This is a genomic window from Scandinavium sp. UTDF21-P1B, from assembly GCF_040750395.1.
Taxonomy (GTDB): Bacteria; Pseudomonadota; Gammaproteobacteria; order Enterobacterales; family Enterobacteriaceae; genus Scandinavium.
Genome location: NZ_JBFLVD010000006.1, coordinates 50,392 through 73,955, shown reverse-complemented (window position 1 = coordinate 73,955; position 23,564 = coordinate 50,392). Strand labels below are relative to the sequence as shown.

Sequence of the window (23,564 nt, the reverse complement as noted above, 5' to 3'; positions counted from 1 at the left end):
CTGACGCTCGCGGTTATACCATTAACTGCCCGGACAATGGAGGCGGGTTAGCTGCCCCTTTTTGCCTGATGGCGTGGTGATCGTTGCCGTGATGCTGACACATCTTTGGCGGCTTGTCTGTACGCGGTTTTGCGTCCAGCCCTCCGGGACAGCCACTGATTTCAGCTGTATTTGTCGCCCTGCCTCACGCCAGAGGGCCCGATATTGGCTGAGCTGCACGCCGCCTGCGGCAAGCTGGCTATACAAACCGGACAAGGCTGTGACTACCATGACCATCAGCACCACGCTCAGCAGAACTTCGGGGAGGCTGAACCCTTGCTGACGCATCAGGGGAGCTGACATTGCAGGACCTCCTTGCGCGGGCAGAAATCGCTCCAGCCACTGCGGTTAAACTGCAAAATGCCTTTTTGCACCTGACCGGTTTGCCAGCGATATTGTTCGCCGCTGTTAGCGATAAGCAGGGCACTCTCATCGCTAAAAATACGCAGGCACACTCGCCCGGCAAAATCAGTATCATCCCGACACCGATCGCCCGGCTCCGGCTTCCATGCGAACATTCGTCCCTCTTCAAGCAACGATTCCGCGTTTACCGTATCCTGCATAGCCCTCTGCTCAAGGGTGGTTTGCCTCAGCTGCGACTGGTGCTGCATACTCATGCCCTGTAACGTCAGGCTCCCAAGCACCAGCATAAGCAATACCAGCATCAGCGATGACATCCCTTTTTGCTGTCTCACAGGTTATGCCCTGTCACACCGTAGCCCGCGCTGACGCTCACTTCCGGACGAGATCTCAGGTGTGCGTTGAGCACCAGTTCAAATTCAGGCGCAAATTCATTCTGGTTATGTCTTGTCACGCTGAAGGCATCGACGATAACAAAATCTGTATCGGTCATTCTTTCCCACCCTTTTCCTGCGCAGTTTGTCGCCCCACGTAGCGTTTCTAGCGCACCTCCGTTGAGCCGAAACCCTGTGACATCCGCATTCGCCGGCGGCGAGTCCTCCCAGACGCCGTTCAGATTGCTGTCCCAGCGAATCAATACGCACCGGTCCGCAAGAGTGAGTCCTTCGCCTTTGCATACACCCTGACAGAAACCTGCTCGCTGCAGATATCGACCAACGGTAAACAGACGCTGCCAGACCTCCTCCTCCAGCGCCAACTGCTGAGTCTGGCGTAAAGCTGCCCTCTGCAGGGCGGGCAAAAATCGGGCACTGGCTAACAGCACCGCGCTGGAGATGGCCATGGCGATCAAGACCTCAACCAGTGAGAAACCACGCTGATTCACTGACATCCTTTATCGCTGCTCCCTTTGCATAGCCGAACTCGTCCCCAGTTGGACACAACCAGCGTCCAGCTATCCGCCCCACTTTTGAGAATGATGTGCCCGGGCCATGCCGTATTTCGCAGACCATAAAACCCCAATGCGGGCGTGATATCACTGAGCATCACTTCCGGCCAGAGTGGCCTGAGCACAAAGCGATTTTGCGCATCGCAGCCGCTCTGTGCAGGGTTCACAGCACTAAGACACCAGCCATACGCTCCGCTTTCTCGACGTGGTAAACGATCCCGGTTGTACCAGTTGGCGTCATTACGCAACATGCTCAGGTAATCTCTTATCTGGCAAGCGGTTTGCCATAGCCGCTGCTGCCGCTGCCAGTTTTGCCAGCCGTAGAGCCCTCCGGCACTGAGAATCATCATCAGCGACAGTGCGATCAGCATTTCAATGAGGGTATATCCCTGTTCTCGTTTCATGCCCGCACTCTGCCCTTACACCATCAGCAATGCGACCGGGCATGTTGATTTTTACGGGCACGTTTCAGGGAAATTTAACGCGTTGCAGGACGTTGCAGATAATCAGGAAGGAAGGCCGAAAAAAACAAAACCGGCCACGTGGGCCGGTTGATTTCAGGTGATTTAAATCGCCACGGGCGCTTTAATGCCCGGGTGGGGATCGTAACCTTCAATCTCGAAGTCCTCGAACTGGTAGTCGAAGATAGAGGCAGGTTTACGTTTAATCACCAGTTTCGGCAACGCACGAGGCTCACGGCTCAGCTGCAGATGCGTCTGCTCCATGTGGTTGCTGTAAAGGTGCGTGTCGCCGCCGGTCCAGACAAAATCACCCACCTCGAGATCGCACTGCTGGGCAACCATATGCACTAACAGCGCGTAGCTCGCGATGTTGAACGGTAAGCCCAGGAATACGTCGCAGGAGCGCTGATACAGCTGGCAGGAAAGTTTGCCGCCTGCCACGTAAAACTGGAAGAAAGCGTGGCAAGGTGCCAGCGCCATTTTGTCCAGTTCACCGACGTTCCAGGCAGAAACGATGATACGGCGCGAGTCCGGGTCATTTTTCAGCTGGTTAATGACCGTAGTGATCTGGTCAATATGACGACCATCTGGCGTCGGCCATGCGCGCCACTGCTTGCCATAAACCGGCCCGAGGTTGCCCTGCTCGTCGGCCCACTCATCCCAAATGGAGACGTTATTTTCATGGAGATAAGCGACGTTAGTATCCCCTTTCAGGAACCACAGCAGCTCATGAATGATGGAGCGCAAATGGCAGCGCTTGGTGGTGACCAGCGGGAAGCCTTCCTGCAGGTTAAAACGCATCTGGTGGCCGAAAATCGACAGCGTGCCCGTGCCGGTACGGTCATTTTTTTGAGTGCCCTCATCGAGCACCTTCTGCATCAGATCAAGATACTGTTTCATGCTTCCTCAGGAGACTTGTTGCTGTGGGCGACGACGATAAGCCCAGACCATCATGATAATGCCCGCCAGCACCATCGGAATGGAGAGAATCTGCCCCATGCTGATGTACTGCACCCACTCGCCGGTGAACTGCGCATCCGGCTGGCGGAAGAACTCGACGATGATGCGGAACAGGCCATAGCCAATCAGGAACAGGCCAGAAACGGAGCCCGTAGGGCGCGGCTTGCGGATGAACAGATTAAGGATGATGAACAGCACCACGCCTTCCAGCACCAGCTCATAAAGCTGCGAAGCGTGACGAGGCAGAACGCCGTACTGATCGAACAGAGATTGCCACTCAGGGTGTGATGGCAGCAGCGCCAGGTCTTCCACGCGGGATCCCGGGAACAGCATGGTGTAGTGGAAGGACGGATCGACACGGCCCCACAGCTCACCGTTGATAAAGTTACCCAGACGGCCTGCCCCGAGCCCGAACGGGATCAGCGGAGCAATAAAGTCGGAAACCTGGAAGAAGGTGCGTTTGGTACGTCTGGCGAAGACAATCATCACCACGATAACGCCAATCAGGCCGCCGTGGAATGACATGCCGCCGTCCCAGACGCGGAACAGGTAAAGCGGATCGCTCAGGAATACTGGCATGTTGTAGAACAGCACGTAGCCAATACGTCCACCTAGGAAAACACCAAGGAAGCCTGCATAGAGCAGGTTTTCAACTTCGTTTTTCGTCCAGCCGCTACCAGGCTTACCTGCCCTTCGGGACGCCAGCCACATTGCAAAAATAAAACCGACCAGGTACATCAAGCCGTACCAGTGAAGCGAGACCGGTCCAATGGAAAAAATCACCGGATCGAATTCCGGGAAATGCAGATAACCACTATTCATCTGTCACCACAAATGCTTGTTATTCCGCCGAAAGTGGTCAGCGGGTGAAACGTGCAGCCGGACGGCTGCCCCAAAGGTGCGAATGATAGCACAAGGCTAAAGGAGGGGATGCGGTGAAAGATGTAAAAGATATGTATACCCGTCATACTTCAAGCTGCAGGTGCGTTGGCTGCACTCCCTCACCTCAGTCACTTACTGAAGTAAGCTCCTGAGGATTCACTCCCTTGCCGCCTTCCTGCAACTCGAATTATTTAGGGTCAAGACATCAGATCGAAAAATCAGTGAGCAAAGCGAAACGGCAGCTCGCTGGTTCGCGGTTTTCACTCCCGCCGAAAATCTAGTTATCGGCCACCGCGAATCAGCCCCCCCAGGCCACGACGCTCCATAAAGGCCGCTACCTGGTGGCGCACTTCCGTGGTGAGCTGAGCATCCAGGCTGCGCTGGGCCAGGTTTTGTGCTTCTTCAAGTTCAATGTTGCGCAGCAGATATTTCACGCGAGCGACGGAGCGACCGTTCATCGACAGATGGCGGAAGCCAAGGCCAATCAGAATCGTGACGCACATCGGATCCCCCGCCATCTCCCCGCACACCCGAAGATCAAGACCGTTACGTTCGGCATCCTGCGCAATCATGGCCAGCGCACGCAACAGCGCCGGGTGGAGGCTGTCGTAGATGCTCGCCACACGCGTGTTGTTTCTGTCGACCGCCAGCAGATACTGAGTCAGATCGTTGGTGCCGACGGAAATGAAGTCCACGCGACTCGACAGATGCGGCATCAAAAAGACCATCGAAGGCACTTCCAGCATCACGCCAATACGCGGTTTCGGGATTTCGTAGCCAATCATCTCTTCAACTTCGCGCCCGGCACGTTCAATCAGGCGCTTCGCCTCATCCACTTCATCAATGCTGGTGACCATCGGCAGCAGTATGCTGAGGTTGCCGGTCGCCGCGTTGGCACGCAGCATGGCGCGAACCTGGATCAGGAATATCTCTGGCTGATCGAGCGTGATGCGGATCCCACGCCAGCCCAGGCACGGGTTTTCTTCGCTAATCGGCATATACGGCAGCTGCTTATCCGCCCCGACGTCGAGCGTACGCAACGTCACCGGCTTGTCGTTAAACATCTGCAGCATGCCCTGATACTGAGCGACCTGTTCCTCTTCAGAGGGGAAGCCACTTTGCAGCATGAACGGTATTTCGGTACGGTAGAGGCCAATGCCGTCGATGCGACTGCCGAGTTTTTCTTCGTGCTCCGGGCTCAGGCCTGCGTTAAGCATAACCTTAACGCGCTCGCCGCTTTTCAGCTCCGCCGGGCGTTCCACGTCGTCCTCGGCGATACGGCTTAGTTCGTTTTCTTCACTGACCAGTCGTTGGTATTCCTGCAGCAAGACCGGCTCTGGATCCACCAACAGCTCACCGCGATAGCCGTCCACCACCAGCATACGGCCATGCAGCACCGAAGGCTGGATATCTGCGCCCATCACGGTCGGGATGCCCAGCGCACGCACCATGATTGCCGCATGAGAGTTGGCTGCACCATCGCGCACAACCACGCCCGTTAGCCTGTCCCGCGGGACTTCGGCGAGCGTCGTCGCGGAGAGCTCGTCCGCCACCAGAACAAAACGTTCCGGCCAGGCATTTGCGCCCTGCACGGTATCATCAAGATGGAACAGCAGGCGCTGACCCAACGCGCGCAGATCGCCCGCTCGCTCTTTCAGGTAGCCGTCGCTCAGCGCGGCAAACTGCGCGGCGAATTTTTCGATAATGGTTTTGACCGCCCATTCCGCCACCGAGCCTTTGTCCACTTCAGCGAACAGCTCTTTGCGCAATCGCGCGTCGGATAACAGATGTGAATAGAGGTCGAAAATCGCCGCGGTTTCTTTCTGTGCGCCGGCGGCAAAACGTTTGCTGTAGCGTCGGAACTCCCCGGCCGCTTCCTCCAGCGCGCCGGTTAAACGTTCGCGCTCAAGCGCTGTGTCCAGCGTCGAGGCTTCGTAGACCTGTTCCATTAGCGGCAACGTGGCATCCATCCAGCCCTGCGCGATCGCTACGCCAGAAGAGGCGGGAAGCGCACGGATGCGGGTCTGGCGATACTGCCCAAACAGCGCCGTCAGCTGAGACTGAGAAAGAATCGCCGCCATTTGCGTGGCAAGCGTGACAAGGAAAGACTCTTCGCTTTCATCGTACTGGCGAAGTTCGCGCTGCTGTACCACCAGCACGCCAAGAAGCTGGCGGCGCTGGATAATGGGTACGCCAAGAAACGCGCGGTATTTTTCTTCTTTGACGGAAGGAATGTATTTAAAGCTCGGGTGCTTTTGCGCATCCGCAAGGTTAATGGGCTCGGCCAGTCGCCCGACAAGCCCAACAATGCCTTCATCGAATGCGAGAGTAATCGTGCGTCCGCGCGGCTTTTTTAGCCCGCGCGTCGCCATCAGGTAATAGCAGCGTCTGTCGTGGTCAGCCAGATAGACCGAACAGACTTCGGTTTCCATTGCCAGACAGATGTCGGTGACCAGAATATCAAGCGCCTCATTCACGCGGGGGGCGCTTGCTACTTTCTCGACTATTTCTCGCAACCGGGTGAGCATAATGTGCGTGGCTTAACCTCTTTTACGTCGATAAGCAGGGGCTGTATTTTGTGGCCTGGGCGTATTTTCCGTCAGCGCCAGCACAACCCCTGCAAACTCCTTCATCACCCGACGGTAGACATCGCGTTTAAACGACACAACCTGACGCACCGGGTACCAGTAGCTTACCCAGCGCCAGCCATCGAATTCCGGTGTACTGCTGGTTTGCATGTTGATATCGGCATCGTTACCGATCAACTGCAGAAGAAACCACTTCTGTTTCTGGCCGATACAAACCGGCTTTGTGTCCCAACGCACCAAACGTTTTGGCAATTTGTATCGCAACCAGTTTCGGGTAGACGCCAGGATCCGCACATCTTTGCGGCTTAACCCGACCTCTTCAAACAATTCCCGGTACATCGCCTGCTCAGCGGATTCGCCTGGGTTGATCCCTCCCTGAGGGAACTGCCAGGAGTGCTGACCATAGCGTCTGGCCCACATGACCTGGCCCTGACGATTGCAGATTACAATTCCAACATTTGGGCGGTAGCCATCGTCATCAATCACCGGACTACCTCTAAACAATTTTCAATGTGAATGATTGTTTCACACTCGCCGGAAACGGTAAACCACTCTCTTGCGGCGATAACACCGGATAACAATTGAATAACTCACAGTAATCATCAAAGTTATAAACAGAGACCGGCTCCCCGAGCCCATTTTATTCACTTTTTCTGTGGATAGAGTTGTGAAGAAGTCAGGAATTACCACGGGAAAACCCTGAACACGCCTAAAAAGCATGTTCGACACCAGATAAATAAGGTGATGATATTCATAACCTTAGAATAGTTCTTTTTCATGATATCTACCACAACGTGACGATCGTCACACAGGAGATCCTTGCCCTGATGAAAGATCGAGCAACGTCGTTTTTATCCACAGATTGTGCCACTAACTTAAACACATTTTGTGTGAAAATTGGATTTTCGTCGCACGTCAAGCCTGTAAATGGAAACAGTAGTGGGGGTTTTTCACAGTTATCCCATTTTTCTGTGGATAACAGGGTGTAAGATCCTGTTCATTGTCAGTGACCAGAATGGGGAAAGCTTTTTCAGCGCGAAAAATGTTCGCCACATTTAAACAAAAAAAGCTATAAAATCATCACATTGGCTTAGTTATCCCGAAAGGAGTAAACTCTTTCCACAACGGGGATAAACCCCGCTCATTTTTCAACCAAAGGCGTGTTGTTATGTCTGCACTCTCTCCGCTGCGTCATTCTCCTCACTCTGAAGCCCAGCTTTTTACCCAGGCGCAGCAGCTGGCGGGCTATACGCTGGGTGAGCTGGCGGCAATGGCAAATCTGCCCATTCCCCCAGATTTGAAACGGGACAAAGGCTGGATCGGCGTGCTGCTGGAGATTTGGCTGGGCGCCAGCGCAGGCAGTAAGCCGGAGCAGGACTTTGCAGCGCTCGGCGTGGAGCTGAAAACCATCCCCATCGACAGGCTTGGTCGCCCGCTGGAAACCACCTTTGTTTGCGTCGCACCGCTGACAGGGAACAGTGGCGTCACCTGGGAAACCAGCCACGTTCGGCATAAGCTCAAAAGAGTGCTGTGGATCCCGGTGGAAGGCGAACGCGAGATCCCGCTGGCCGAGCGCCATGTTGGCTCTCCGCTGCTGTGGAGCCCGAGCGAAGATGAGGAAAATCAACTCAGGATGGACTGGGAAGAGCTGATGGATTTGATCGTGCTCGGCCAGGTTGAGCGCATAACCGCCCGTCATGGTGAAGTGTTGCAGCTTCGCCCTAAAGCCGCCAACAGCAAAGCGCTTACCGAAGCCGTTGGCACGCAAGGTGAATCCATCCTGACCCTTCCGCGCGGCTTTTATCTGAAAAAGAACTTCACCGCTGCCCTGCTCTCGCGCCATTTTTTACTCTGACACGATTCGTTTGGGGGAACGCCGCGCTAAGGCTTATAATCGCGGTTTTGGTTTTTGGCAGGACTTACAATGTTATTTGCATGGGTAACCGATCCCAACGCCTGGATGGCGCTTGGCACGCTGACGATCCTCGAGATCGTGCTGGGTATCGATAATATTATTTTTCTCTCTCTGGTGGTGGCTAAACTCCCGACAGCACAGCGGAATCACGCCCGTCGCTTAGGGTTGTTCGCCGCAATGCTGATGCGTCTGGCGCTGTTGGCCTCTATTGCCTGGGTCATCAGGCTCACTCACCCGCTGTTTAGCCTGTTCGATCACGCGTTTTCCGCACGTGACCTGATTCTGCTGTTTGGCGGCCTGTTCCTTATCTGGAAAGCGAGTAAAGAGATCCACGAAACTATCGAAGGGGAAGAGGAAGGGCTTAAAACCAACGTCCACTCTTTCTTCGGCGCTATCGTGCAGATCATGCTGCTGGATATTATCTTTAGTCTCGATTCGGTGATCACCGCCGTCGGCTTGTCGGATCATCTGTTTATCATGATGGCGGCCGTCGTGATCGCAGTGGGTGTGATGATGTTTGCCGCAAGGCCTATCGGCGAGTTTGTTGATCGACATCCATCCGTCAAAATGCTGGCGCTGGCCTTCCTGATTCTGGTGGGCTTCACCCTGATGTTAGAAAGTTTTGGGATTCATGTCCCGAAAGGCTATATCTATTTCGCGATGTTTTTCTCCATCGCCGTGGAAAGCCTCAATTTGCTGCGAAACAAAAAGAATCCGCTTTAAATTCAAGGGCAGACCGCAAATTGAGGGCTGCCCCACAATCTTTTTAAGATTTTACTGCTTTTTACTTACTGCCCAGCGGGTTATTACTAGAATGATAGGAGTTGCGGTCATATAAGGGTGATAACGATGACAAGATGGGCAGTATTGATTTCCGCCGTTGGTTTGGCTTTCGCGGTGTCCGGTTGCAGCAGCGATTACGTTATGGCAACCAAAGATGGCCGTATGATCCTCACGGACGGCAAGCCGGAAGTTGATGATGATACCGGTTTGATCAGCTACGAAGATCAGCAGGGAAACAGAATGCAGATCAACCGTGACGACGTCTCCCAAATTATTAAACGCTAAAAGAAAACAGGTCAGCCATGCTGGCCTTTTGATTTTTTACTTCCGCTTTTTCCCCGCTTCTGCCATGTTTATACTCCTTTGTCGGGTCGCCCGTCGCGCCTGACGCTGTTGATATAAATGTATGAAGGAAGGCGGCTATGCACTATCACCGTATCCCCCACAGCTCTCTTGAAATCAGTACCCTGGGGCTGGGCACAATGACGTTTGGTGAACAAAACAGCGAAGCCGACGCCCATGCACAGCTTGATTATGCCGTGGCTCAGGGCATCAACCTGATCGACGTCGCTGAAATGTATCCTGTCCCTCCCCGTCCGGAAACCCAGGGCTTAACGGAAACCTACGTCGGCAACTGGCTGGCTAAGCACGGTAACCGTGAAAAGCTGGTACTGGCCTCGAAGGTCAGCGGCCCGTCGCGCAATAACGATGCCGGCATTCGGCCGAACCAGGCGCTCGATCGCAAAAACATCCGCGATGCGCTGCACAACAGCCTGACCCGTCTGCAAACCGATTATCTCGACCTCTACCAGGTGCACTGGCCGCAGCGCGCGACCAACTGCTTCGGCAAGCTCGGCTATCAGTGGACGGAATCCCAGCCGGTGATCACCCTGCTGGAAACGCTGGAAGCGCTGACCGAATTCCAGCGCGCAGGCAAAATTCGCTATATCGGCGTGTCGAACGAAACAGCCTTTGGCGTGATGCGTTATCTGCACCTGGCGGATAAACACGATCTGCCGCGCATTGTCACTATTCAGAACCCTTACAGCCTGCTGAACCGCAGCTATGAGGTCGGCCTTGCCGAAGTGAGTCAGTATGAGGGCATCGAGCTGCTGGCCTATTCCTGCCTTGCCTTCGGTACCCTGACCGGTAAATACCTTAACGGTGCGAAACCAGCCGGGGCGCGGAATACCCTGTTTAGCCGCTTCACGCGCTACAGCAGCGAGCAGTCGCAGAAGGCCGTGGCGGCATACGTGGATATCGCGAAGCGCCACAACCTCGATCCGGCCCAGATGGCACTGGCGTTTGTTCGCCGACAGCCGTTTGTCGCCAGCACGTTGCTGGGAGCAACCACCATGGAGCAGCTGAAAACCAATGTGGAAAGCCTGCATCTGGAATTGAGTGAAGAGGTGTTAGCAGAAATCGAAGCGGTGCATCAGGTTTATACCTACCCGGCACCTTAATCAAGGACATGCCGGATGGCGCTGACGCTTATCCGGCCTACACGCTACCCGGCGCCTTTATGATCGGCGTGAAGTGCGAACGAGTGCCCTCTCCCACAGGGAGAGGGAGCACACACTAAAGGCCTTCTTCCAAAAAGAAGGCCTTACTTCTATCTTTGCCGCCGGGCAATGTTTTACCGGGCGTTTTTTCCAAATACCCACAGCGCAATAATCGCCAGCCCAAACAGCGTACCAAAGCCAATCCCGACGCCGACAACAGGAATACCCACCATCACCGCCAGCGAGTAGAGCCCCAGCATTATCAGCATCGCGCTGTTTTCACCGAGGTTCTGCACCGCTATCGCATTCCCGGCTCCTACCGTGTACTTACCTCGCTCCTGTAACAGCGCATTCAATGGCACGACAAAGAAACCACCGCAAACGCCCAGCAGGAACAGCAGGACATAGGCCGGAAGCAGCGTGTGCTGTAGCGCGAAAATCACCACCGCAACGCCAATCAGCACGCCCGCAGGCATACAGCGGGCAACGGTTTCCAGCGTGACAAGCTTCGCCGCAGCGCCTGCCCCCACAACAATCCCGACGGCAACCATGGCATTAAGATAGGTCGGCGTGGCGTTGTCGGTGATGCCAAGCGCCACCGGCACCCAGAGCACCAGCAGGAATCTCAGCGTTACGCCCGCGCCCCAGAACAGGCTCGTGCCGACCAGAGAAAAACGCGTTTCGCGATTGCGCCACAGGGTTTTACAGGCAGCGAAGAAGCTGCCGGTCATCGCGTTGAAGCGCCAGGATTGTCCCGCTCTTGCCGCAGGCAGACGCGTAATGAACAGGTTCGCCACCACGGCACCCGCGTAAACCAGTGCACAAACGCCAAGCGCCGCCAGCACGTGCCAGTCAGCCAGCACGCCGCCCGCCACGGAGCCCAGCAGGATCGCAGCAATGGTCGAAGACTCCATCAGCCCGTTCGCCTTCACCAGCTTATCGCCGGTGGTGAGTTCACCGAGAATGCCGTACTTCGCCGGAGAGTAAGCCGCAGCACCAACCCCCACCAGCGTGTAGCCGATAAACGGGTTCACGCCAACGCAAATGGACGCCGCGCCAATCAGCTTCAGGCTGTTGGCAACCATCATCACCCGGCCTTTCGGGAAGCTGTCGGCAAATTGCCCGACAAACGGCGCGAAAAGAATGTAAGCACCCACAAACACCATCTGCAATACCGGCTGGCTCCAGTCCGGGTAGAACTGCTGCTTCATCAGAGCAAGGGTGGCAAAGAGCAGCGCGTTGTCGCCGAAGGCCGAGAGGAACTGGGCGCAGAGCACCGCCATCATGCCTTTCGAACACAGCGAAGTGTTAGTGTGTACTGACTCACTCATCGGTAGCGTCCGCCTTATCGACCTGCTGTTTGAGGGTGACAAAATCGGGTTTGCCGCTGCCCAGCACCGGCAGCTGTTTGAGGAAGCGAATATCGCGCGGCACCGCAAGCTCCGGTACGCCGGTTGCGCGCGCCTGATGCTGGAGTTTCTCGCGAGTCAGTTCGGCATCGGTGGTAAACAGCACCAGCGCCTCACCTTTGCTCGCATCCTCTTTAATCACCGTCGCGTGAAGCTTATCCGGTGAAACTGCGAGTGCCAGCTGCTCAACCATCTCCAGTGACACCATCTCGCCCGCAATCTTCGCAAAGCGTTTTGCACGCCCCTGAATCTGCACGTAGCCCTGCTCGTCAAAGCGGACGATATCGCCGGTGTCATACCAGCCCGTTTCCACTTCACCGTGCTGGTTTTCTGCCGTCGGCAACTCCAGCACGCCAGGGTTTTCCACGCGCAGATAGCCGTTCATTACGTTCGGGCCTTTAAGCTGCAAGCGCCCACCTTCTTCGATGCCCGGCACGGCGAGCAAACGCGCATCCATCCCTGGCAGAATGCGCCCGACGGTACCAGGCTTCGCCGCCATTGGCACATTGATGGAGACGACTGGCGCGCACTCGGTGACGCCGTAGCCTTCCAGAATGCGCAGGCCGAATTTGTCCTGCCAGATTTGCTTCGTGCTTTCCTGTAGCTTTTCTGCCCCGGCAACCACGTAGCGCACTTTATGGAAGTCATACGGGTTAGCAAAACGGGCGTAGTGGCCAAGGAAGGTCGAGGTGCCAAACAGCACGGTACAGTTACGATCGTAGACCAGCTCCGGCACAATGCGGTAATGCAGTGGGCTTGGGTAGAGGAAGACTTCAGCCCCGGTCAGCAGCGGCGTAAACAGACCAACCGTCAGGCCAAAGGAGTGGAACAGAGGCAGCGCGGACATAAAGCGATCGCGGGCGGTGAAGTCTGCAATCGTTTTGATCTGCTCGACGTTGGCCAGAATGCTTTTGTGGCTGTGCACCACGCCCTTTGGATGACCTTCAGAGCCTGAAGTAAACAGCACGATGGCGGCATCTTCCGGCTGTTGTTTGACCTGAGCCAGATGCGGCACCAGCAGATGGCCAAAGATCCACAGCTTGTCGACCGGCGTAATGTCGCCCTTCAGATCCTCCAGAAACACCCAGCGTACCTGGGTCAGCTGTTCCGGCAGATGCCACAGCTTGCCTTTATCAAGGAAGGTACGGGAGGTGAAAATCGTTTTGATTTCTGCCGCCGTTATCGCGCTGGATAGCCCTTTAATGCCCGCGGTGTAGTTCATCATTGCCGGAATACGCCCGCGGGCAATCGCACCAAAGATGACCGCCGCGCTGATGGCGGCGTTCGGCAGCATCAGGCCAATTTTTTCGCCCTGCGTACTGTATTTTTCGAGGATACGCGCAACGAACAGCGTTTTGGTCAGCAGCTTGCGGTAGTTATCCGGCTGAAAGTTGATATCTTCGACGCACGGTTTCCGGTCGCCATAGCGATGCTGCGCAGACAGCAGCGCCTCGTACAGCGTTTCGCGCGGACGCACCGCCATTCGGGCTTCCATCATAATCTGATGCAGCATTTCCCCGGCAATTTTGCGGCGATCGCGGGCGCGCGGCGCATCCGGCATTGGCAGCGTGGTCGGCGGCAGAATGTGCAGCTGGATACGGGGGAAGAGGCGGCGTTTCACCAGGCCTTTCAGGCGGCTGGCGAACGTCAGCTCTGCCCCCTCAATGCGCACCGGCACCACCACGGCCTGAGATTTTGCGGCCACGAAAGCCGCGCCGTCGTAAATTTTCATCAGTGAACCGGTAATGGAGATGCGCCCTTCGGGGAAAATCACCACCGGACGGCCCTGCTCTACCAGCCTCACCAGATGCTTTATCGACATCGGTTTGGTCGGATCGAGCGGAACGAAATCAATCAGCTGCGCCAGCCAGCGCATAAACCACTTCTGGCTGATAGAGGTATAGACCGCAAACACCGGACGTACAGGTAAAAACAGCGCCAGCAGAATGCCGTCAATAAAAGAGACGTGGTTTGGGGTTATCAATACTTTCGACTGGCGGAGCGCCGCCGTATTCCCGGTCAGCCTGACCCGAAAAAGAACTCTGAAAAGGAAGCGGAAAAAGCCCAGCAGCATATCAACTCCATTTGGCAAAAAATGACTTTTTGCAGGGTACACGAGATGCAGCAGGAAAAGCAGGGCGGCGGCAGATTTCGGGCAAAAAAAACCTGCGCATCTGCGCAGGTCGGTGCAAGAGAGAAGTACGAAAATCGTACCAAAGAATTCTCACCAATCAATACCTCTGGGATCCAGATTGTGGCTTTTGCACCTGATTCCCGCCAGCGAGAAAACGCAAAGGAATGAGCCGAAGTGCAACCATCTGTTACGATTAGCCTTTACTGTTACAGATATGAAATTCAGGACAAAAAAAACCTGCGCATCTGCGCAGGTTGGTGTAATCAAGTGGCCTTCCCTAAGGGGGTCGACTTCACCTATCAATACCTCTGGGATAATCAGAGTATCAACGGCGCTGATAAATCCTCCAGCACTCATTCGCAACAGCCAATCGCAAAGTGTAACTAAAGGTTTGAATTACCCTTTTTCGTTTTCAATTGCCCGTGAGGTGCTGTGTAACTTTTTTCACCGCGCGCCACGCTGCATCACATTTGCATAAGCCTGCATGCGCTTAACCTTGAACAGCACTGGGTTTTCCGTAACACTAAACGGGTGTAACCGTTTTCCCTCATCATAAGGCCCTATATGGCGACAATTAAGGATGTGGCCCGGATGGCAGGTGTTTCCGTCGCCACCGTTTCCCGGGTGATCAACAACTCTCCCAAAGCCAGCGATGCCTCACGTCAGGCGGTTTTTTCAGCCATGGAAACGCTCAACTACCATCCGAACGCTAACGCCCGTGCGCTGGCGCAGCAGTCCACGGAAACCATCGGCCTGGTCGTCGGCGATGTGTCCGATCCGTTTTTTGGCGCGATGGTGAAAGCCGTGGAGCAGGTGGCTTACCATACCGGCAATTTCCTGCTGATTGGCAACGGCTACCACAATGAGAAGAAAGAGCGCCAGGCCATTGAACAGCTGATTCGCCACCGTTGCGCGGCACTCGTGGTGCACGCCAAGGTATTGCCGGATGAAGAGCTTACCGGGCTGATGAAACAGATCCCCGGCATGGTGCTGATCAACAGGATCTTGCCTGGTTTTGAAAAACGCTGCGTGGCGCTCGACGATCGCTATGGCGCATGGCTCGCCACCCGTCATTTGATTCAGCAGGGCCACACGAAGATTGGCTATCTCTGTTCAAACCACGCTATTTCGGATGCCGAAGATCGGTTGCAGGGCTATTACGACGCGCTGAAAGAGAGCGGCCTGCCGTGCAATGAGCGGCTGGTCACCTTCGGCGAGCCGGACGAAAGCGGCGGAGAACAGGCGATGACAGAACTGCTGGGGCGCGGCAAACACTTTACCGCCGTTGCCTGCTATAACGACTCAATGGCGGCGGGCGCGATGGGCGTGTTGAACGACAACGGGATTGACGTGCCCGGAGAAATCTCGCTGATTGGCTTTGATGACGTGCTGGTGTCGCGTTACGTTCGCCCACGCCTGACCACGGTGCGCTATCCAATTGTCACCATGGCAACCCAGGCAGCAGAGCTGGCGCTGGCGCTGGCAGACAAACGCCCGCTACCGGAAATCACTCACCTCTTCAGCCCGACGCTGGTACGCCGTCACTCGGTGATTGCCCCGGTAGAAGCGCCGAGCTCATAGCGATAGAGATGTACGGTGGTGGCAGGATACTCAATGCCATCACCGATGTACTGCCAGCCGAACCGCTCGTAGAAATCACGGCAGGCCGAGTAGAGATGCAGCTCCTCAAACCCTTTCATCCGCGCGTAGTCAATCACGTGCGCCTGCAGCGCCCCAGCAATGCCCTGCCCGCGCACGGATTCATCGACATACAGCGCCGCCAGCCACGGATAAAGATCCTGACGGCTGATTAAATCACAGCGCCATAATCCCACCGTCGCCAGCACGCGTTCGCCCTCGGTCATCACAAAAGTGAGCGGCAGCGCGTCGGGCTTCTGGCTGTGTTCGATGATGCTGGCAAAAAACTCGCGCGGCATCGCCACGCCGCCAAACGCCTGCCACAGCCAGTCGGTGACCTGGCGGGCGTGTTGGGGAACCTCGTACAGCGGCTGAATTTTCATCCTCTCACCTGTTTCTGCTTGCCGTTAATGCCCAGACCACTTCCTGAGTGGCGGCTATAGTAACAAATTCGGATAAAGCGCTGTCAAAAGCGTGATCGCGATAGTTATTTGTCATGATGGCGACAGATATGGCGCTGAATGTCTGTGATAAACTGCTGCCATCATCGGGTATCAGGAATGAATAATGGCAACAATGCTGGATGTCTCACTACGCGCAGGCGTGTCGAAGGCGACCGTTTCCCGCGTACTGAACGGCACAGGTCAGGTCAAAGAAAGCACCCGCAAGCAGGTGTACAAAGCCATGGAAGAGCTCGGTTACCGCCCGAACTTTTTGGCGCGATCGCTGGCGAACCGGACCAGCAACAGCATTGGCCTGGTGGTCTCGACTTTTGACGGTTTCTACTTTGGTCGCCTGCTTCAGCAGGCTTCACGCCAGACCGAAACGCACGGCAAACAGCTGATCGTAACCGATGGCCACGACACGCCGGAGCGTGAAGAGCAAGCCGTGCAAATGCTGGCCGATCGCCAGTGCGATGCCATCGTGCTCTACACCCGTTTTATGAGCGAAAAAGCAATCATGAAGCTCATCAACTCCATCCCTATGCCCGTGGTGGTCATCAACCGCGACGTCAGCCAGATGCGGGATCGCTGCGTGTTCTTCGAGCAGCAGGACGCCGCGTTTCAGGCGGTGGATTATCTGATTACTCAGGGCCACCGCGATATCGCCTGCATTACCGTTCCCATCCACACGCCAACGGGCAAAGCGCGCCTGCAGGGCTACCGTAATGCGCTGGAAAAGCACGGCATCGCCTGGGATCAGAGCAAGGTGAAATACGGTGATTCCGGCATGACGCGCGGCTATGAGCTTTGCCAGCAGCTGCTGGAAGAGAAGGTAAAATTCAGCGCGCTGTTCGCCTGTAACGACGACATGGCGCTGGGCGCATCGAAAGCGCTGCATCAGGCGGGGTTAAGGATTCCACAGGACATTTCGCTGTTTGGCTTCGATGATGCCCCGAGCGCCAAATGGCTTGAGCCTGGGCTTTCTACGGTGTATCTGCCGATCGACAACATGATTACCACCGCCATCGATCAGGCCATCAAACTCGCCAATGATGTGCCGATAGAGACGCTGCCGCCCTTCACCGGAAAACTGGTGCTACGCGACTCGGTCACCACCGGCCCGTTTTATCAGAACAGCTCCAGCGCCATCAGCTCCTGAATCGTCTGACGACGACGGATAAGTTTCGCCACGCCGTTGTCGTACAGCACTTCCGGCAGCAGCGGGCGGCTGTTGTAGTTGGATGACATTGACGCGCCGTAGGCACCGGTATCATGCAGTACCAGATAATCCCCCGGTGCAACCTGCGGCAGTTCACGCGTTTCCACCTTGCCGCCTTCCTGCTGGGTAAAGACATCGCCCGATTCACACAACGGGCCTGCAACAACGGTTTCCACCCGCGGGGCCTGAGTCAGGTCGCGGCCATCTGCCGCCAGCGCGGAAATATGGTGATAGCTGCCGTACATTGACGGACGCATGAGATCGTTAAACCCGGCGTCGATCAAAACAAAATGGCGACGACCCATGTTCTTCACGCTGCGCACCTGTGACACCAGCACGCCGGACTCCGCCACCAGGAAGCGACCCGGTTCGATCTCCAGTTTAATCGCATGCCCAAAGTGTTGAGCAATTTGTTCGCGCGCCGTGTTCCAGAGGCCGAAATAGTGCTGCGTATCAATGGTTTCATCACCATCACGATATGGAATGGATAACCCCCCACCGGCGGAGATGGCCTCAAGATCCTGATCAAACTCGATCACCTGGCGCACCATCGCGCCGCATACCTGCTCCAGATGCCCATAGTCCACGCCGGATCCGATGTGCATATGGATCCCGACCAGCTTCAGCTTGTAACGCTGAATCGCCTCCAGCGCCTGCGGCATATCGCTGTACCAGATGCCGTGCTTGCTGTTTTCACCGCCGGTGTTGGTTTTCTGGCTATGGCCGTGACCAAAGCCCGGGTTCACGCGCAGCCAGACGCGATGCCCTGGCGAGACGGCGCCAAGCTGAGCCAGCATATCGATGGAGCCCGCATTCACCGGAATCTTCAGTTCAGCAACGCGAGCAATCGTCGCTTCGTCAATCGTATCAGCGGTAAAAACAATGTCGTCCGGATGCGCAACCGGATCGTAACCCGCCGCCAGCGCACGCTCGATTTCGCCCAGCGAGACAGAATCCACCTTCACGCCCTGCTCGCGCATAATGCGCAGAATATGAATATTCGAGCAGGCCTTCTGGGCAAAACGCACCACGTCGAACTGGCCGAGTTTGGCAATCTGCTGGCGAATAATGGCGGCATCATAAACCCAGACCGGGCAGCCAAACTCCGCGGGCAGGCGCAGCAGGTTTTCAGCATTCAGGTCGGTATCGGTACTGTTGAGTGGGCGTGGCATGGTGAACTCCGGTTAAATCGCTTTTCAATGATTACGCCACAGCCCGGGAAGAATAAAAAATATCGCTTTATCCTGACTTCATGCAAAATTGATATGGATAACGTTCTGAAAGGAGTTCGCGATGCCCGCGGTCAATTTGCGCCACATCGAGATTTTTCATGCCGTGATGACCACCGGCAACCTGACCGAAGCCGCTGCGATGCTGCACACCTCGCAGCCAACGGTCAGCCGCGAGCTGGCGAGACTTGAAAAAGTGCTGGGGTTGAAGCTCTTCGATCGTACTCGCGGTCGCCTGCACCCGACCGTGCAAGGCCTGCGTCTGTTTGAAGAGGTTCAGCGCTCCTGGTACGGGCTGGACAGAATTCTGAGCACCGCCGAAAGCCTGCGTGAGTTTCGCCAGGGCGAGCTCTCCGTCGTTTGTCTGCCGGTATTTTCACAGTCCTTCTTACCGGCGCTGCTGCAGCCGTTTCTCGCCCGCTTCCCGGGCGTCAGTCTGCAAATTGTGCCGCAGGAGTCGCCGCTGTTGGAGGAGTGGCTTTCCGCCCAGCGCCACGATTTAGGCTTAACCGAAACGCTGCATACGCCGCCGGGCACCGAACGCACGCCGTTGCTGAGCATGAATGAAGTTTGCGTGCTGCCCGCGAAGCACCCGCTGGCAGCAAAAGAAGTGCTGACGCCTCAGGATTTCGACGGTCAGAACTACGTCAGCCTGTCACGAACGGACAGCTATCGCCAGCTGCTGGATAGCCTGTTCACCGGGCATGAGGTTCATCGTCGGATGGTCGTAGAAACGCACAGCGCAGCGTCAGTCTGCGCGATGGTGCGGGCGGGCGTAGGGATTTCCGTGGTGAACCCCTTCACCGCGCTGGATTATGCCTGGAGCGGCGAAAGTAGCGGCGTTGTCATTCGCCGCCTGAGCGTGGATGTGCCGTTTACCGTCAGCCTGATCCGCCCGCAGCACCGGCCCGGTTCCGCCCTGGTCGATGCCTTTATAGCGCACCTGCAAGGCAGCGTCCGGACGCTGGCTGAATCTCTGGAAGAGACGCTCAGCGGCGTCAGGAAAGCATAAAATCGGCGGCGTCAGAAGCGTGCAGCGCAGCAGTATCGAACACCGGCAGCGGGCTGCGATCTTCCGACACCAGCAGGCCAATCTCCGTGCAGCCAAAAATAACGCCTTCAGCGCCTTCGCTCATCAGGCGTTCAATCACCTGCACATAGTACGCGCGGGACGCTTCGCTAAAGGTGCCAAGGCACAGCTCCTCGAAGATGATCTGGTTGATACGTGCGCGCTCTTCCGCATTGGGGATCAGCGTGTTCAGCGCAAACTCCTGTTCCAGGCGCCCACGATAAAAATCCTGTTCCATCGTGTAACGGGTCCCTAACAGCGCCACGTTGCGCACGCCCTGTTTCTCAATGGCGCGACCGGTCGCATCAGCAATGTGTAAAAAAGGTACAGCGCAGCGCAATTCAATATGCGAAGCGACCTTATGCATCGTGTTGGTACACAACACGATACCCTCTGCACCAATGCTTTCGAGATCTGCCGCCGCCTGCGCCAGCATCTCCCCGGCCCTGTCCCACTCCCCCGCCGACTGGCAGGCTTCAATGTCGTGGAAATCAACGCTGTGCATCAGGATTTTCGCGGAATGCAGACCGCCCAGGCGCTGCTTTATGCCTTCGTTAATCAAACGATAGTAAGGGAGGGTGGATTCCCAGCTCATGCCGCCAAGCAGGCCGATGGTTTTCATGGACGATCCTTTCTGAGTGTTTATCACGGTCAAACAACCTTACCACTGCCATGCAGGCAGAAAAAAGGAGGCAAACGCCTCCTTTTCGTTAAATAAACCGGGCGGCCGGTATCACAACGCCTGTCCGTCCAATAACGCCAGGTCGTGGCGGGAACGAACGGCCTGCTGCAACAGCACGCCGCCGCTTGCCAGCAGACCGCCGACGATCGCCGCCAGCAGAATAATCAGCGCCTTGCCAGGTCCCTCTTTTTTCATCGGTAAAGAAGGAGAAAGCTGATAATTCACTACCGGGAACTTGATATCTTTGATATTCAGGGCTTCAAGCTGCTGCAGGCGATATTCACGGTTAAGGATTTCCGCATTCAGCTCAGAGACGTCCGTAATCGACTTTTCGATTTCCAGCTTTTTATTGATCCCCTCAGTCCCCAGGGTCACGGAAAAATCCGGATCGTCCTTAATCGCCTGACCATTACTGTAGACCGGCTTATTAATCCCCGCCGCTTTGGCCACCTGCAGAGAATAATTCAGACGCTTAATTTTTGCCTTTTTGGCATTTTCCAGCTGAGCACGATCGAGCGCCAGGCGCTGCTTTTCTACCTGCACTTTCATCATCACGGTGTCATGGATATTAGCCATGGTCTGTAAGACCACTTTATCCTCCACAAACTGCATGTAGCCAGCAAGGATTGACTGTGCTTCTTCAGCCTGCGGGCCCGTAAAAGAGAGCGTCCAGGAATGGTAAGGCGTAACGGGCTCTTTTTTGTTGCCTGCATCATCTACGGCTTTCATACGCTCGGATACCGCCACAATGGCACGGTGTAACTCTCTGGGGTCAACATCCACATCGTCAAACTGGCTCATCAGCGAAGGGGAGGATTTGACATACTCTTCAAGCAATACGGACGAATTAAACTTCTTGATAAACATCTCAAAGATATTGGTGCTGTCGATACTGAGATCGACATCCAGGACCTGAACCGTCGCCAGCAGCCGGTCAAGCGGCACCAGTTGATTGCGTTCAGCGGGAGTGATAACCGAACTGCTGGTCCATTTTTGCGGCAGGATCAGGCTCACGGCAAGCCCCAATAAAACAAAGCAGAAGACCACGCTCAGGATACGTTTTTTGGCTTTCCAGAGAATTTCTGTCAGCGCCAGCAGATCGATTTCTTGCGGCTGACGAGCCGGTAGCGCAGGACGAGGGAAGGAGACGATCGCGTCCTCTTGCGGTTTAACATCCATAGTTGACATGATAAGTAGGTCTTTTTTTGTAGAAGCACTTGCGGGTTAATATATCCCTCTCGGATTATTCTGAAAACCATTTCTTTCACCATGATGAAAAAATAAGCTTCGCTTGGCTATATCCGATGAGAAGAAGGTTGATGAATATCAGCATTATTTCAGGAAACCTACCAATATCGGCAGTTGAAATACGGTGTGATATAAAATTTATAGCCAGAGCGAATGACCTGTTCACGGTCATCGTATTTGATAAACAGGGTAATTTATTATGTTTATTAATATATTTTGTGAATATAAAAAACCCTGCCGCTAAGCAGGGTTACCTTTCAGGATATCGATGGCCTTACCGGGCGAGCCAGCCGCCGTCTACCGCGATGGTGTAGCCGTTGATGTAATCAGACGCGCTGGAGGCCAGGAACACCACCGGCCCCATCAAATCTGACGGCAGGCCCCAGCGTCCGGCCGGGATGCGGTCCAGAATTTCCGCGCTGCGCTGCTCGTCGGCGCGCAGCTGCTGGGTATTGTTGGTCGCCATGTAGCCCGGTGCAATCGCATTGACGTTGATGCCGTGCTTAGCCCATTCGTTTGCCAGCAGGCGCGTCACGCCCATCACGCCGCTCTTGGAAGCGGTGTAGGACGGCACGCGGATCCCGCCCTGGAACGACAGCATGGAAGCAATATTGATGATCTTGCCGCCATTGCCCTGGCTGATAAAGTGCTTCGCCGCGGCCTGCGCCATAAAGAATACGGTCTTAATGTTCAGGTTCATCACATCGTCCCAGTCCTTTTCGCTGAACTCCAGCGCGTCCTGACGGCGAATCAATCCGGCATTATTAACCAGAATATCGATATGACCGAACTCCGCTACCGCACGCGCCAGCAGCTGTGAAATACTGTCGATGTGACGCAGGTCAGCGGTGAGGCTGAGGAAACGACGTCCGCGTGAAGTGACCTGCTCAATGGTCTCTGTCGGTTCTACGAGGTTGATGCCGACGATATCGCAGCCCGCTTCCGCCAGGCCAATCGCCATGCCCTGACCCAGACCGGTATCACAGCCGGTCACCACGGCAACTTTACCTGCCAGAGAAAATGTATCGAGAATCATAAAATTTCCTTACTCATTTCGCGCCTGATTCAGACAGGCAAAGGGTTGGCTGTCTGCGGCTTAGCGCAGGTCTTTCACGGCAACGTGGTCCATATCATCAAAGACCTGGTTTTCACCCACCATGCCCCAGATGAAGGTGTAGGCCTGGGTGCCGACGCCAGAGTGAATCGACCAGCTCGGCGAGATCACCGCCTGTTCGTTGTGCATAACGATATGCCGCGTCTCCTGCGGTTGTCCCATCATGTGGAATACGCAGGCGTCATCGGCCATATTGAAGTAGAAATAGACTTCCATCCGGCGCTCATGGGTGTGGCACGGCATGGTGTTCCACAGGTTGCCCGGTTCGAGTTCGGTCAACCCCATGCTGAGCTGGCAGGTTTCCAGCACGTCCGGCACGAAATACTTGTTGATGGTGCGACGGTTGCTGGTGAGGTTATCGCCAAGCGTCACCGGGGCGACGTCCGCCGGCGTCACTTTTTTGGTCGGATAGGTGGTGTGCGCCGGGGCGCAGTTGTAATAGAACTTCGCGGGTTTTGCGGCATCGATGCTGGCAAACGCCACTTCTTTCGCCCCTTTGCCAACGTACAGCGCATCGCGATGGCCGATTTCATAGCATTTCCCATCAACGGTAATGGTGCCCGGCCCGCCGATGTTGATAACGCCCAGCTCACGGCGTTCGAGGAAATAGCTCACCCCCAGCTGTTTACCCACTTCGCCGCCGACGGAAACGCTTTTCGTCACAGGCTTAATGCCCCCCACGATAATGCGATCGATATGGCTGTAAACCATCGTGTACTCGTCGGCGACAAACACCTGCTCCACTAAAAATTCGTTCCGTATCGCCTGCGTGTCGAGGGATTTGGCGTGTGCGCTGTGGATGCTTTGTCTGATGTCCACATTGACCTCCGGTATAGGGTTATCCATTTTGAAAAGCAGTTTCGCTTTTCCGTTGAGGCCATCTTAGTCCTCCACCGGGCCGTTTTCAATTATAAATAAAACAGCGTTTCACATTTTCTGCATT

The 23,564-nt window shown here is 55.4% G+C and carries 24 protein-coding genes and 1 pseudogene; 8 read left to right on the top strand and 17 right to left on the bottom strand.

The genetic code is table 11. The features are described from left to right. Positions 1-21 precede the first annotated feature (21 nt). The 9 genes and pseudogenes from AB1287_RS03195 to AB1287_RS03155 all read right to left on the bottom strand — a co-directional run. A complete protein-coding gene (locus AB1287_RS03195; RefSeq protein ID WP_435616916.1) occupies positions 22-342 on the bottom strand; it encodes a prepilin-type N-terminal cleavage/methylation domain-containing protein in 321 nt (106 codons plus the stop codon). Then, positions 327-734, bottom strand: coding sequence for a DUF2509 family protein (locus AB1287_RS03190; RefSeq protein ID WP_435616915.1), 408 nt, complete (start codon positions 732-734; stop codon positions 327-329). The genes AB1287_RS03195 and AB1287_RS03190 overlap by 16 nt, the downstream gene beginning before the upstream one ends. Beyond that, on the bottom strand, positions 731-1,288 hold the full coding sequence (locus tag AB1287_RS03185; RefSeq protein ID WP_312628527.1) for a prepilin peptidase-dependent protein: 558 nt from the start codon (positions 1,286-1,288) through the stop codon (positions 731-733). The genes AB1287_RS03190 and AB1287_RS03185 overlap by 4 nt, the downstream gene beginning before the upstream one ends. After that, positions 1,279-1,749 carry a prepilin peptidase-dependent protein gene (locus AB1287_RS03180; RefSeq protein ID WP_435616914.1) on the bottom strand — a complete coding sequence of 157 codons (471 nt, stop codon included), beginning with the start codon at positions 1,747-1,749 and terminating at the stop codon, positions 1,279-1,281. Before AB1287_RS03180 ends, AB1287_RS03185 begins: the two co-directional genes overlap by 10 nt. 162 nt (positions 1,750-1,911) lie before the next feature. Beyond that, the gene (gene thyA, locus AB1287_RS03175) at positions 1,912-2,706 is read right to left on the bottom strand and encodes a thymidylate synthase (RefSeq protein ID WP_312628529.1); all 795 of its coding nucleotides are present in this window, start codon (positions 2,704-2,706) and stop codon (positions 1,912-1,914) included. A gap of 6 nt (positions 2,707-2,712) precedes the next feature. Further along, a complete protein-coding gene (gene lgt, locus AB1287_RS03170) occupies positions 2,713-3,588 on the bottom strand; it encodes a prolipoprotein diacylglyceryl transferase (protein ID WP_312628531.1) in 876 nt (291 codons plus the stop codon). Positions 3,589-3,929: 341 nt separating this feature from the next. After that, on the bottom strand, positions 3,930-6,176 hold the full coding sequence (ptsP, locus tag AB1287_RS03165) for a phosphoenolpyruvate--protein phosphotransferase (RefSeq protein ID WP_312628533.1): 2,247 nt from the start codon (positions 6,174-6,176) through the stop codon (positions 3,930-3,932). 12 nt (positions 6,177-6,188) lie between these two features. Beyond that, on the bottom strand, positions 6,189-6,722 hold the full coding sequence (gene rppH / locus AB1287_RS03160; RefSeq protein WP_312628534.1) for an RNA pyrophosphohydrolase: 534 nt from the start codon (positions 6,720-6,722) through the stop codon (positions 6,189-6,191). A 364-nt stretch (positions 6,723-7,086) separates the two neighbouring features. Beyond that, positions 7,087-7,218: pseudogene (locus tag AB1287_RS03155) on the bottom strand (hypothetical protein); the annotation flags it as partial. A gap of 186 nt (positions 7,219-7,404) precedes the next feature. On the opposite strand from AB1287_RS03155, the gene mutH reads away from it, so the two are divergent. The 4 genes from mutH to AB1287_RS03135 all read left to right on the top strand — a co-directional run bounded on the left by mutH (position 7,405) and on the right by AB1287_RS03135 (position 10,397). Continuing rightward, on the top strand, positions 7,405-8,091 hold the full coding sequence (mutH, locus tag AB1287_RS03150) for a DNA mismatch repair endonuclease MutH (RefSeq protein ID WP_435616913.1): 687 nt from the start codon (positions 7,405-7,407) through the stop codon (positions 8,089-8,091). Between the two features lie 69 nt (positions 8,092-8,160). Continuing rightward, positions 8,161-8,874, top strand: coding sequence for a TerC family protein (locus tag AB1287_RS03145; RefSeq protein ID WP_312628538.1), 714 nt, complete (start codon positions 8,161-8,163; stop codon positions 8,872-8,874). Between the two features lie 126 nt (positions 8,875-9,000). Next, entirely contained in the window at positions 9,001-9,219 is a 219-nt protein-coding gene (locus tag AB1287_RS03140) for a YgdI/YgdR family lipoprotein (RefSeq protein WP_312628541.1), read from the top strand. 137 nt (positions 9,220-9,356) lie between these two features. Continuing rightward, positions 9,357-10,397 (top strand): NADP(H)-dependent aldo-keto reductase, encoded by a 1,041-nt coding sequence (locus AB1287_RS03135; protein ID WP_312628543.1) that lies wholly within the window; start codon positions 9,357-9,359, stop codon positions 10,395-10,397. A 173-nt stretch (positions 10,398-10,570) separates the two neighbouring features. Here the strand turns inward: AB1287_RS03135 and lplT are convergent, their stop codons facing one another. Both lplT and aas read right to left on the bottom strand, forming a co-directional pair. Further along, a complete protein-coding gene (gene lplT / locus AB1287_RS03130; RefSeq protein WP_435616912.1) occupies positions 10,571-11,767 on the bottom strand; it encodes a lysophospholipid transporter LplT in 1,197 nt (398 codons plus the stop codon). After that, positions 11,760-13,919 (bottom strand): bifunctional acyl-ACP--phospholipid O-acyltransferase/long-chain-fatty-acid--ACP ligase, encoded by a 2,160-nt coding sequence (aas, locus tag AB1287_RS03125; protein WP_312628547.1) that lies wholly within the window; start codon positions 13,917-13,919, stop codon positions 11,760-11,762. The genes lplT and aas overlap by 8 nt, the downstream gene beginning before the upstream one ends. Between aas and AB1287_RS03120 the strand changes: the two genes are divergently transcribed. Both AB1287_RS03120 and galR read left to right on the top strand, forming a co-directional pair. Continuing rightward, positions 13,812-14,147, top strand: coding sequence for a hypothetical protein (locus tag AB1287_RS03120; RefSeq protein ID WP_435616984.1), 336 nt, complete (start codon positions 13,812-13,814; stop codon positions 14,145-14,147). The genes aas and AB1287_RS03120 overlap by 108 nt on opposite strands. Before the next feature lie 396 nt (positions 14,148-14,543). Beyond that, positions 14,544-15,560 (top strand): HTH-type transcriptional regulator GalR, encoded by a 1,017-nt coding sequence (galR, locus tag AB1287_RS03115; protein ID WP_312628548.1) that lies wholly within the window; start codon positions 14,544-14,546, stop codon positions 15,558-15,560. On the opposite strand, the gene AB1287_RS03110 is transcribed toward galR, so the two are convergent. After that, positions 15,521-16,000, bottom strand: a complete 480-nt coding sequence (locus AB1287_RS03110; protein ID WP_435616911.1) for a GNAT family N-acetyltransferase — start codon at positions 15,998-16,000, stop codon at positions 15,521-15,523. The genes galR and AB1287_RS03110 overlap by 40 nt on opposite strands. Positions 16,001-16,184: 184 nt before the next feature. On the opposite strand from AB1287_RS03110, the gene AB1287_RS03105 reads away from it, so the two are divergent. Then, entirely contained in the window at positions 16,185-17,219 is a 1,035-nt protein-coding gene (locus tag AB1287_RS03105; protein WP_312628553.1) for a LacI family DNA-binding transcriptional regulator, read from the top strand. Here AB1287_RS03105 and lysA read toward each other — a convergent pair. Next, positions 17,189-18,451, bottom strand: coding sequence for a diaminopimelate decarboxylase (lysA, locus tag AB1287_RS03100; RefSeq protein ID WP_435616910.1), 1,263 nt, complete (start codon positions 18,449-18,451; stop codon positions 17,189-17,191). The genes AB1287_RS03105 and lysA overlap by 31 nt on opposite strands. A gap of 121 nt (positions 18,452-18,572) precedes the next feature. On the opposite strand from lysA, the gene AB1287_RS03095 reads away from it, so the two are divergent. Beyond that, complete coding sequence (locus AB1287_RS03095) at positions 18,573-19,520, top strand: LysR family transcriptional regulator (protein ID WP_435616909.1); 948 nt, start codon at positions 18,573-18,575, stop codon at positions 19,518-19,520. Here the strand turns inward: AB1287_RS03095 and AB1287_RS03090 are convergent. From AB1287_RS03090 to kduI, 4 genes are all read right to left on the bottom strand, one after another. After that, positions 19,507-20,199 (bottom strand): aspartate/glutamate racemase, encoded by a 693-nt coding sequence (locus tag AB1287_RS03090; protein ID WP_435616908.1) that lies wholly within the window; start codon positions 20,197-20,199, stop codon positions 19,507-19,509. The two genes, AB1287_RS03095 and AB1287_RS03090, sit on opposite strands and share 14 nt — an antisense overlap. A 111-nt stretch (positions 20,200-20,310) precedes the next feature. Then, entirely contained in the window at positions 20,311-21,447 is a 1,137-nt protein-coding gene (gene wzz(fepE), locus AB1287_RS03085; protein WP_435616907.1) for an LPS O-antigen length regulator Wzz(fepE), read from the bottom strand. A 334-nt stretch (positions 21,448-21,781) separates the two neighbouring features. Beyond that, positions 21,782-22,543: a 2-dehydro-3-deoxy-D-gluconate 5-dehydrogenase KduD gene (gene kduD, locus AB1287_RS03080; RefSeq protein ID WP_435616906.1), complete on the bottom strand. Its 762-nt coding sequence runs from the start codon at positions 22,541-22,543 to the stop codon at positions 21,782-21,784. A 60-nt stretch (positions 22,544-22,603) separates the two neighbouring features. Continuing rightward, positions 22,604-23,440: a 5-dehydro-4-deoxy-D-glucuronate isomerase gene (gene kduI, locus AB1287_RS03075; RefSeq protein ID WP_435616905.1), complete on the bottom strand. Its 837-nt coding sequence runs from the start codon at positions 23,438-23,440 to the stop codon at positions 22,604-22,606. Positions 23,441-23,564: the final 124 nt, after the last annotated feature.